An 8,550-nucleotide genomic window follows, 5' to 3' on the forward strand; every position below is an offset into this window, starting at 1 on the left:
GGCGCGGCCGTCACTCGTCGTCGGTCGGCTCGGCGTGCAGGCCGGAGTCGTCGATCTCGAGGCGCGTCTCGCGCTGCCGGGCGATCGCGGCGCCGACCAGACCCGCGAACAGCGGGTGCGGACGGGTCGGCCGGGACCGGAGCTCGGGGTGCGCCTGGGTGCCGATGTAGTAGGGGTGCACCTCGCGCGGCAGCTCGACGAACTCGACCAGGTCGAGGTCGGTGTTGAGCCCGGAGAAGACCAGCCCGGCCTCCTCGAGCTGGCTGCGGTAGGCGTTGTTGACCTCGTAGCGGTGGCGGTGCCGCTCCTCGATCACCTCGGCGCCGTAGACCTCGCGCGCGATCGTGCCGGCCTTGAGCTGGGCCGGGTAGAGACCCAGGCGCATGGTGCCGCCCAGGTCGCCGGCGCCCTCGACGATGGACTTCTGCTCCTCCATCGTGGCGATGACCGGCTCCGGGGTGTCCGGGTCGAACTCGGTCGAGCCGGCCTTGGTCAGGCCGAGCTCGGTGCGGGCGTACTCGATGACCATCGACTGCAGGCCCAGGCACAGGCCGAGGGTCGGGATGCCGTGGGCCCGGGCGTAGGTCAGCGCGCCGAGCTTGCCCTCGAGGCCGCGGATGCCGAAGCCGCCGGGGACGCAGATCGCGTCGACGTCGGCCAGGTGCTTGGTCGCGCCGGCCTGGGTCTCGCACTCGTCGGAGGCGACCCAGCGCAGGTGGACCTTGGCCTCGTGGGCGAAGCCGCCCGCGCGCAGCGCCTCGGTGACCGAGAGGTAGGCGTCGTGCAGGTCGATGTACTTGCCGACCAGCGCGATGGTGACGTCCTCCTTGGGGTGGTGCACCCGGCGGAGCAGGTCGTCCCAGACGGTCCAGTCGACGTCGCGGAAGGGCAGGTTGAGCCGGCGCACAACGTAGGCGTCGAGGCCCTGGCGGTGCAGCACCTTGGGGATGTCGTAGATCGACGGCGCGTCGGCCGCGGTGACCACGGCCTCCTGGTCGACGTCGCACATCAGGGAGATCTTCTTCTTGATGCTCTCCGGCAGCTCGCGGTCGGCGCGGCAGACCACGGCGTCGGGCTGGATGCCGACCTGGCGCAGCGCGGCGACCGAGTGCTGGGTGGGCTTGGTCTTGAGCTCGCCCGAGGGGCCGATGAACGGCACCAGCGAGACGTGCAGGAAGAAGACGTTGTCGCGGCCGATGTCGTGACGCACCTGGCGCGCGGCCTCGAGGAACGGCAGCGACTCGATGTCGCCCACCGTGCCACCGATCTCGGTGATCACCACGTCGACCGGCTCCTCACCGTGGCCCATGGCCAGGATGCGGTCCTTGATCTCGTTGGTGATGTGCGGGATCACCTGGACCGTGTCGCCGAGGTACTCGCCCTTGCGCTCCTTGGCGATGACCGACGAGTAGACCTGCCCGGTCGTCACGTTGGCGATCTGGTTGAGGTCGGTGTCGAGGAAGCGCTCGTAGTGCCCGATGTCGAGGTCGGTCTCGGCGCCGTCGTTGGTGACGAACACCTCGCCGTGCTGGAACGGGTTCATCGTCCCGGGGTCGACGTTGAGGTACGGGTCGAGCTTCTGCATCGTGACCCGCAGGCCGCGCGAGCGCAGCAGCCGGCCGAGGCTGGAGGCGGTCAGGCCCTTGCCCAGCGAGGAGGCGACGCCCCCGGTGACGAAGACGTGCTTTGCCTGTCGATTCGAACCACTACCCGGCGCCATGTTCACGGGATTCCATCCTACTACTCGAAGTCCTCAACCGTTACGTCGCCGCGCCAGGTCGAGCAGCTCGCGTGCGTGCGCGAGTGCCGTGTCGGACTCGGCGAGGCCGGCCAGCATGCGGGAGAGCTCCCGCTCGCGGGCCGCGTCGTCGAGCGTGACCAGGCCTGAGCTGGTCACCGTGCCGTCGCTGGACTTCTCGACCAGCACGTGCCGGTCGGCGAACGCGGCCACCTGCGGCAGGTGGGTGACCACGAGGACCTGGGCGTCGCCGGCGAGCGTCGCCAGCCGGCGCCCGATCTCGACCGCCGCCGCACCGCCCACGCCCGAGTCGACCTCGTCGAAGACGAACGTCGGCACCGGGCTGGTGCCGGCCAGGCACACCTCGACGGCCAGCATCACCCGGGACAGCTCACCGCCCGAGGCGCCCTTGTGGAGCGGGCGGGGCTCGGAGCCGGTGTTGGCCGCCAGCAGGAACTCGACCTCGTCGAGCCCGCTGCGCCCGAACCGGACCCAGCGCTCCCCCACCAGCAGCAGGTCGGCCGGCGGGTGCGCGGGATCGGCCGGCGCCTCGGCGGCCCGCGGCGCGACCCGGAGGGTGACCACCGCGTGCGGCATCGCCAGCAGGGTCAGCTCGTCGGAGACCGCCGTACCGAGCCGGCTGGCGGCCTTGACCCGGGCCTCGGTCAGCTCGGCACCCGCGGCGGCCAGGTCGGCCCGCAGCGCCGCGGACCGGGCCGCGAGCTCCTTGATCCGGTCGTCGGTGGAGTCGAGGTCGAGCAGGCGCATCGCGGAGCGCTCGGCCCACGCGAGGACCTCGTCGACCGTCTCGCCGTACTTGCGGGTGAGGGCGACGAGCGCCGCCCGGCGCTCGGAGACGGCCGCGAGCCGGTGCGGGTCGGTGTCGATGCGCGAGGCGTACGACGCCACGTCGGCCGCCACGTCGGAGAGCAGGTAGCTCACCTCGGTGACCCGGTCGGCCAGCTCGGCCGCGGCGGGGTCGTGGTCGCGCACGCCGTCGAGCAGCCCCCGCGCCGCGGCGACCGCTCCCATCGCGTCGGGCGAGCCCTGTTCGCTGGAGAGCGCCTCGCGGGCCTGCTCGGCGGCACCGCGCAGGGTGTCGGAGTGGCCCAGCCGGGCCTCCTCGGCCGCCAGCTCGGCGTCCTCGCCGGGCTGGGGCGCGACCGCGGCCACCTCGTCGACGCCGAACCTCAGCAGGTCGGCCTCGCGGGCCCGCTCGCGCGCCGTCGCGGTCACCTCGGCCAGCTCGCGCTCGGTGGCGACCAGCCGGTCGTGGACGGTGGCGTACTTCGTCAGCAGCTTGTCGAGCTTGCCGAACCGGTCGAGCGCCTGGCGCTGGGTCTGCGGCTTGAGCAGCCGGTGCTGGTCGGACTGCCCGTGGACCGCGACCAGCGGCTCGGCGATCTCGGCCAGCGTCGCGATCGGGACGGAGGCACCGCCCGCGAACGCCCGCGAACGCCCCTCGGCGCTCACGTTGCGGGCGAGCACCACGCCGTCGTCGTCGGCCTCGCCGCCGGCCTCCTCGACCGCGGCGAGCAGCTGGGGCAGCGCCTTGACCGAGACCAGGCCCTCGACGCGCGCCTGCTTGGCACCGGCCCGGACCGCGCCGCTGTCGGCCCGCCCGCCCAGCAGCAGCCCGAGCGCGGTGACCACCATGGTCTTGCCGGCACCGGTCTCACCGGTGATCACGGTCAGACCCGGACCGAGCTCGAGCGTGGAGGAGTCGATGACTCCCAGCGAGCTGATCCGCAGCTCCTCGATCATGCGTCCTCCCCTCGAGCCCGTCGTTCTTGTCGTCGTTGCTCCGCCGCCCCGCGCCAGCCCTCGACCGAGAGGCCGAACTTGGCCACCAGCCGGTCGGTGAACGGCGCCTGGTGCAGCCGGACCAGCCGGACCGGCCGCAGCCCCCGGCTCACCTCGATCCGGGCCCCCGGCGGCAGGTCGACGCTGCGCCGCCCGTCGCACCACAGGACCCCGGAGCCCTGGTTGCCCTGGAGCACCTCGATCGCGATCACCGACGACGGCGCCACCACCATCGGCCGGGAGAACAGCGCGTGCGCGCTCAGCGGCACGATGCACAGCGCCTCGACCTGGGGCCACACGATCGGCCCGCCGGCGCTGAAGTTGTAGGCGGTCGACCCCGTCGGCGTCGCGCACACCACCCCGTCGCAGCCCCAGCGCGAGAGCGGACGGCTGTCGACCTCGACGACCACCTCGAGCATCCGCTCGCGGGCCGCCTTCTCGACGCTCGCCTCGTTGACCGCGAACGTCGCGTAGACCAGCTCGCCGTCGACGAACGCCCGGACGTCGAGGGTCAGCCGGTCCTCGGTCGTGTAGCGCTGCTCGACGATCGCGTCGATCGTCGCCGCCACGTCCTCGTGCTCGGCCTCGGCCAGGAACCCGACGTGGCCCAGGTTGACCCCCAGCACCGGCGTCGAGCGCTCGTGGGTCACCTCGGCCGCGCGCAGGATGCTGCCGTCGCCGCCGATCACCACCGTCAGCTCGCAGCCGTGGCTCGCGTCGGTCTCGGAGTCGGTCAGCTCGACCCGCGGCACGTAGTCCTCGGGCACCAGGTCGAGGTCGTCGGCCTCGTGGTGGAGCAGCCGGACCACGATGCCGTGCCCGGTCAGCTCCTTGACGAACGCCCGCGCCACGTCGCGCGCCTCGGACCGGCCGGTGTGGGCGAGGACGAGCACCCGCCGTGGCGTCTCCGCCGGCGTCGCGCCCGTCCCTGTGGTGGTCATGGACTCACCCTCTCATCCACCCCCGACGTTCCGCGCCGGACGACCTCCGCGATGGACTCGTCGTCCAGCTCCGGCGCCCCCTTGCGCAGCCACAGGAAGAACTCCACGTTCCCCGAGGGACCCGGCAGCGGACTCACCGTCACCGCCCGCGCCCCCCAGCCCCGCTCGGCCGCCGCGTGGGCGACGTCCAGGACGGTCTCGACCCACAGCTCCGGGTCCCGGACCACGCCGCCCTTGCCCAGCCGGTCCTTGCCGACCTCGAACTGCGGCTTGACCATCAGCGCCAGGTCGCCGTCGTCCCGGGTCACCCCGAGCAGGGCGTCGAGGACCAGGCGCAGCGAGATGAACGACAGGTCGCCCACCACCACGTCCACCGGTCCCCCGATGTCGTCGGCGCTCAGCGTCCGGACGTTGGTCCGGTCGTGGACGCTCACCCGCTCGTCCTGCTGCAGCGACCAGTGCAGCTGCCCGTAGCCGACGTCGACCGCCACCACCTCGGCCGCCCCCGCCCGCAGCAGGACGTCGGTGAACCCACCCGTCGACGCCCCCGCGTCCAGGCACCGCCGCCCGGCCACCGCCAGACCCAGCGGAGCGAACGCGGTCAGCGCCCCCAGCAGCTTGTGCGCCCCGCGCGAGACGTAGTCCGGACCGTGCTCGCCCTCGCGCACCACGATCGCCACGTCGGTGGTGACCCCCGTGGCCGCCTTGGACGCCACCGCACCCGCCACCTTGACCCGCCCGTCGGCGATCAGCTGGGCCGCGCGCTCGCGGGACGGCGCCAGCCCGCGGCGGACCAGCTCCGCGTCGAGCCGCAGTCGTCGCGGTGGCACTACGGCGCGGCGGTCGGTGGAGCCGGCGGGTGGTCGAGGGTGCGCCGCAGCTCGGCGTGCGCCTCCTCGAGGACACCCGCGTGCTCCTCGAGCGGTCGCCGGTCGAGCCCGGCGACCAGGTCGAGCACGCGGTCGACGGCGTCGATGCCGGTCGGCGTGGGCGCCGGCACAGGTACCTCGGTCATGCTGCGAGGCTACCGCGCCGCCCCGTCGCTCCCGGGGACCCGGACCCCGGCGATGTCGACCACCGTCCCCGTCGTGTCGAGGTGGTGCCAGGCGGTCACCGCGGCCACCCGCCACCAGTCGGCCGCGGCCGCCGCGTCACAGCCACCGGCAGCGTCGGCGGCGTCGGCGGCGGCGTCGGCGGCGTCGGCGCCGTGCCGGTCGACCTGCAGCCGGCCGTCACGGACCGAGCCCGCCCAGCCGCCCAGCCCCCAGCGCTCCCCGTCGCGCTCCGGCGCGCCGTGCCCGGTCGTCAGCCCGCCCAGGTCCGGCGCCACGTACGTCGGCCGCAGCGCCCCGCGCGCCGCGACCAGCTCGCCCAGCCCGGTCACGCCGGTCAGCACCAGCAGCGAGTCCACGCCTGCGTTGCGGGCGCCCTCGATGTCGGTGTCGAGCCGGTCGCCCACCATCAGCGGACGGTCCCCGCCGACCCGGCGGATCGTCTCGTCCAGCAGGGGCCGCGACGGCTTGCCGGCGACCTCCGGCGTGACCCCGGCGAACCGGCTGAGCATGTCCACGAGGACGCCGTGGCCCGGCGCGACGCCGTACGGGGTCGGGATGGTGTGGTCGCTGTTGCTCGCCAGCCACGGCAGCCCGTCCCGGATCCGCACCGCCACCCGCATGAAGTCGCTCCAGCGCAGGTCGGGGCCGTACCCGCTGGCCACCGCCACCGCCTCGTCCGCGAAGCCCACCGGCACCAGCCCCGCCTCCTCGAGCGCCGCCCGGAGCCCGTCCGCCCCGAGGCTGACCACCCGCGCCCCCGCCCCGTAGCGCTCGCGCAGCACCCGCGCGGCCGCCTGGGCACTCGTCACCACGTCGTCAGCCGTCGCGCTCACCCCAAGCTCGGACAGGTGCGCGGCCACCGCCTGCGGCGGCCGCGAGGCGTTGTTGGTGATGAAGGCGACCCGCATCCCCGCCTCCCGCGCCCACCCCACGTGCGCGGCCGCTCCCGGCACCGCGTCCGATCCGACGTAGACCACGCCGTCGAGGTCGAGCATCGCGAGGTCGTAGGCGTGGGCGAGCGGTTCGCTGGATGTGAGCAACACAGCCTCCACCTTGCCAGCCGCCCCACCCACGGGCTCCGTACGATGCCCTGATGGACGCAACGACCCTGGTGACGCCGCCGTACGTCGCTGGTCCGTTGCGCCTCGAGCCCTTCGCGGCGCTCATGCTCGCGCCCGCCCGCGTCGGCAACCCGACCACCGGCCGGGCCTTCGCCCGGCCCTACAAGGACGTCTCGGCCCGGCTCCTGCGCTGGCAGGCCCGCGGGTTCGTCCGTGCCGACCGCGAGCCGGCGCTCTACCTCCACGAGTACAGCTCCGCCGGGATGACCGTGCGCGGCCTGGTCGGGGCCCTCGACGTCTCCCGCCGCGCCGCCCGGCCCGAGGACCGTGCGATCCTGCCGCACGAGGGCATCCACCCCGCCCAGGCCGACGACCTGGCCGACCGGATGGAGGAGATGCAGCTCAACCCCGCGCCCATCCTCCTGGTGCACCAGGGGACACCGCAGCTGCGCACCCTCCTCGACCGTGTGGTGGACGGCGAGCCCGACCACGCCTTCACCGACCGCGGCGGCCAGGAGCACCGGATCTGGGCGATCCGCGACGCCACCGACCTCGCCACCATCGCCGAGCAGCTCGCGGACAGCCGGGCCCTCATCGCCGACGGGCACCACCGCTACGCCGCGTACCTGCGCCTGCAGCGCCGCCAGGCCGGAGCACCCTCGCCCTCCACCCCGCCGCCGACCGACCTCGGCCTGGCCATGCTGGTCGACCAGGACGCGACGCCGCTCTTCCTCGGTCCGATCCACCGGACCCTGAGCGGGACCTCGCTCGACGACCTGCGTGACGCCGCCGAGACGCTCGGGCTCGAGTTCCGGCTGCACAGCCAGGCCGACGCCGTCAGCGCACTGTCCGCCCAGCGGCTGGCTGCCACCGACGGGGAGCGCTGGGCCGTGGTCACCCTCGACATCGGACCCGACGAGGCTGCGGTCGAGGCGCTGCACCGCCGGATCGTGCCGGCCCTGCCGCACGGACCCGCGGCGATCGCCTATCACCACACGGTCGACGACGCCCTCGGCGGCGCCCGGCCGGATGCCATCTCGGTCCTGATGCCGGCACCCTCGGTCGAGCTCGTGCTCCGCGTCGCCGCGGCCGACCGGCTGCTCCCGGAGAAGGCCACCTCGTTCCAGCCCAAACCGAGCCTGGGCGTGCTCATCCGCTCGCTCCGCGACGACTCCGCCGCGCCGCACTGACCTCGACCTCCACCCGCGAAGCGGTCCGCTCCCCCGCCTTGAAGAAGCGCCGGCGCAGCTCACCCTCGACCCGGACCTCGTCGCCGGCGTGCCAGCTGCGCATCGACCGACGGATCCGTGGCGTCCAGCTGACCAGGTCGATGACGTCGACCGAGGAGCTCCGGCGCCCCGACGCGAGCACCCGCACGTCGGAACGCGTGACGATGAGCCGGCAGCTGCACACCCGATCACCACTGGCCAGCTCGCGCTCCACCGGCTCACCGCCGACCCGGCCGCTCAGCACGACGCTGTTGTTGCTCACCGCTCCTGACGCGACGTCCGCCGTCATGTCGTCACCTGCTTCCCGAGAACCCGCGTGAAGAGCCTCCTGGCTCCTCCTTCGCATCGATCCTCGCCCGCGCACGCCCTCGCGCGAAGCGCTCCGCCCAGCCCTGTGGACAAGACCCGCGCACCACCGCCCCTGGGGACGATCCACGGACGATCTCGCGCCTGCTGACACGCAAAAGGACGCAAAAAGAACTCAGGGCCAGCACTGAAAAGTGCTGGCCCTGAGCCAATGTATGTCCGGCGGCGTCCTACTCTCCCACAGCCTCTCGGTTGCAGTACCATCGGCGCTGGCAGGCTTAACTTCCGGGTTCGGGATGGGACCGGGTGTTTCCCTGCCGCTATGGCCGCCGTAACTCTATGAACCCCATATATGGTCTGGGGTTGGTCTTCATGTGGACGCGCAGCACACCAAGTGTTCATCTTGTGTGTTGTTGG

General features: G+C 73.4%; 8 protein-coding genes and 1 rRNA gene. 1 reads left to right on the plus strand and 8 read right to left on the minus strand.

What is annotated here, in order from left to right; genetic code table 11:
• Positions 1–10 precede the first annotated feature (10 nt).
• Genes CCO04_RS20860 through CCO04_RS20885 form a run of 6 tightly spaced genes read right to left on the minus strand, consistent with a single transcriptional unit; the run spans position 11 to position 6,580 of the window.
• Positions 11–1,720: a CTP synthase gene (locus CCO04_RS20860; protein WP_215816113.1), complete on the minus strand. Its 1,710-nt coding sequence runs from the start codon at positions 1,718–1,720 to the stop codon at positions 11–13.
• Between the two features lie 33 nt (positions 1,721–1,753).
• Complete coding sequence (recN, locus tag CCO04_RS20865; RefSeq protein WP_215816066.1) at positions 1,754–3,502, minus strand: DNA repair protein RecN; 1,749 nt, start codon at positions 3,500–3,502, stop codon at positions 1,754–1,756.
• Positions 3,499–4,482: an NAD kinase gene (locus tag CCO04_RS20870; RefSeq protein ID WP_215816067.1), complete on the minus strand. Its 984-nt coding sequence runs from the start codon at positions 4,480–4,482 to the stop codon at positions 3,499–3,501. Before CCO04_RS20870 ends, recN begins: the two co-directional genes overlap by 4 nt.
• On the minus strand, positions 4,479–5,312 hold the full coding sequence (locus CCO04_RS20875) for a TlyA family RNA methyltransferase (protein ID WP_215816068.1): 834 nt from the start codon (positions 5,310–5,312) through the stop codon (positions 4,479–4,481). Before CCO04_RS20875 ends, CCO04_RS20870 begins: the two co-directional genes overlap by 4 nt.
• Entirely contained in the window at positions 5,312–5,497 is a 186-nt protein-coding gene (locus CCO04_RS20880) for a hypothetical protein (RefSeq protein WP_215816069.1), read from the minus strand. Before CCO04_RS20880 ends, CCO04_RS20875 begins: the two co-directional genes overlap by 1 nt.
• Positions 5,498–5,506: 9 nt before the next feature.
• Positions 5,507–6,580 (minus strand): HAD-IIA family hydrolase, encoded by a 1,074-nt coding sequence (locus CCO04_RS20885; RefSeq protein WP_308281411.1) that lies wholly within the window; start codon positions 6,578–6,580, stop codon positions 5,507–5,509.
• 50 nt (positions 6,581–6,630) lie between these two features.
• Here CCO04_RS20885 and CCO04_RS20890 point away from each other — a divergent pair, with 50 nt between their 5' ends.
• On the plus strand, positions 6,631–7,788 hold the full coding sequence (locus CCO04_RS20890; RefSeq protein ID WP_215816070.1) for a DUF1015 family protein: 1,158 nt from the start codon (positions 6,631–6,633) through the stop codon (positions 7,786–7,788).
• Here the strand turns inward: CCO04_RS20890 and CCO04_RS20895 are convergent.
• A complete protein-coding gene (locus CCO04_RS20895) occupies positions 7,748–8,116 on the minus strand; it encodes a single-stranded DNA-binding protein (protein WP_215816071.1) in 369 nt (122 codons plus the stop codon). The genes CCO04_RS20890 and CCO04_RS20895 overlap by 41 nt on opposite strands.
• A 234-nt stretch (positions 8,117–8,350) precedes the next feature.
• Positions 8,351–8,467: ribosomal RNA gene (rrf, locus tag CCO04_RS20900) — 5S ribosomal RNA — on the minus strand.
• Positions 8,468–8,550: the final 83 nt, after the last annotated feature.

Source organism: Pimelobacter sp. 30-1, assembly GCF_018831735.1.
In the GTDB taxonomy this organism is placed as follows: Bacteria; Actinomycetota; Actinomycetes; order Propionibacteriales; family Nocardioidaceae; genus Nocardioides.